Annotated in this window: 2 protein-coding genes; one reads left to right on the top strand and one right to left on the bottom strand. The window is 47.1% G+C overall.

The genetic code is table 11. The features are described 5' to 3' along the window. Window positions 1-226: 226 nt before the first annotated feature. On the bottom strand, window positions 227-709 hold the full coding sequence (locus Q0256_RS05020) for a flavodoxin domain-containing protein (RefSeq protein WP_297960662.1): 483 nt from the start codon (window positions 707-709) through the stop codon (window positions 227-229). A 212-nt stretch (window positions 710-921) separates the two neighbouring features. Here Q0256_RS05020 and Q0256_RS05015 point away from each other — a divergent pair, with 212 nt between their 5' ends. Then, window positions 922-1,419, top strand: coding sequence for a hypothetical protein (locus tag Q0256_RS05015; protein WP_297960659.1), 498 nt, complete (start codon window positions 922-924; stop codon window positions 1,417-1,419). Window positions 1,420-1,693 lie beyond the last annotated feature (274 nt).

Here is a 1,693-nt window from a genome sequence, read left to right as displayed (position 1 = left end):
TTATAATAATCTACGCGGCAAGTTGGAATTTACAGCCTCCGCTAGTGATAAAATTTACGCGATATGAGCTGGTGAAGCTTGGATGTGGTGGAAATTCTAACAGCGCAACGAGTAAAATTTAAGAGGGCGCCGCTTTCAAGCGAAGCGTGAAATTTAATAGGGAAATTTAACGAGCTTTAGGCTCGATGAGCCCAGAGCTCGGTCGGTCGCATAAAAATTGAAATATTTAAAACTCGCCTTTAACTGCGGCGATCCATTTATCAGCCCTCGCCTGCCAGTGCTCGTCGCCTTTAAAATCGATTGTAAGACCTACGAATTTGCCGTTTATGAAGGCGCGCGAATGTTTAAATTTATAGCCCTCTGCGCCCCAAGCGCCGATGAGACGAGCCTTTTTAAGCACCGGCAAAAACGCGCTCATGCCGCTGCAAAAATCGCTGCCATGGCGTTCGACGTTGCCAACGCCTATGAGCGCGACCTTGCGTCCGTCAAAATCAGTTTTATTCAAAAGCTCCAATTTGTCGTCAAATTTAGCCTGGATCTGTCCGTCGCCGTGCGTCGAAGCCGCAAAAATAAACGCGCTAGCGCCCGCCAAATCCTCCTCATTTAGCTCTTTGGCCTCCTTGATCTCAAAGCCGAGCTTTGAAGCGATGTATTCGCTCACAACCTTCGTATCGCCACCTTTGGTAGCGTAAACTAGTAGTTTTTTCATTTTCTCTCCTTAAAAATAAGAATGATTCTAACAAAATAAGATAAATTTTGAATGAAATAAAATTTTATAAGGCGCCCAGATACGGCAAGATGCCTCGTATACAGCTAATTTTAAGCGGCAGTGAGCCGGTAAAATTTTAACGCCGCCGCTTAACCACTCGTATAAAAATCCATAGTATAATGCCGCCTGTAGCTCATTACAAAGGAGAAAACATGAAGAATTTCACATTATGTTTGATCGCAGCGATAGCGCTTTGTGGCTGTGCGACCCCGCAGGATCGATACGGCGGAGATGTTTATGACGCGAGCGAAACGAACCGCATGAGGCAAAGCGATCGGATCGAGATCGTCGATGTCCTGCCCGCCAAAATCAACGTAGAGCGCTCCGAGGGCAATACGGGTAAAATTTTAGGCGGCGTCGCGGGCGGCACTACGGGCGCGGTCATCGGGCATAAGCTCGGCAAACATAGCAGCAGTAGGCGTCTAGCCGAAACCGTGGGGCTCATAGGCGGCGCAGCAGTGGGCGCGGTCGCCGGAGATGCGATCCAAAACTCCCAAAAGACGGTGCAGGGCTCCAACATCATCTACAAACTAAACGGCAAGGAGTACTCATCCGTGCAAGCCGATCCGCCGTGCAGATTTAGACGCGGCAAGGCTCTGTTGATCCACACGGGCAGCGAAACGCGGGTGCAGCCAAACTCGGGATGCTAACAGAACTCGATATGTTAAATTTAAAGCCGCCCAAAGCTTGCGGTGAAATTTTAAAATTTCACCGCGACGTTTAAAATTTTAAAAGCGGCGTTTTAAATCCCGAAGCGGCGCGGCTTACAAAAATAGCGCCGCTAAATTTAGTGAGTGATCGAAATTTTAACTCTGCAAAATTTTAAGAGCCCGCTAAAATACTTTAATATATAATCGCCACTTAAAAACATGGAGCGGCGATGAAAAAATTCTATCTTAAAATTTCAGCATTCGCGTTTATAAC

Source organism: uncultured Campylobacter sp. (genome assembly GCF_937949835.1).
Taxonomy (GTDB): Bacteria; Campylobacterota; Campylobacteria; order Campylobacterales; family Campylobacteraceae; genus Campylobacter_B.
The sequence above is the reverse complement of the archived record's forward strand: the minus strand, read 5'-3'. Positions and strand labels throughout refer to the sequence as shown.

What these genes read in the sequence shown, in the direction of transcription:
- Q0256_RS05020 (WP_297960662.1), bottom strand. Translation starts at nt 709, where the DNA reads ATGAAAAAACTACTAGTTTACGCTACCAAAGGTGGCGATACGAAGGTT.
- Q0256_RS05015 (WP_297960659.1), top strand. Translation starts at nt 922, where the DNA reads ATGAAGAATTTCACATTATGTTTGATCGCAGCGATAGCGCTTTGTGGC.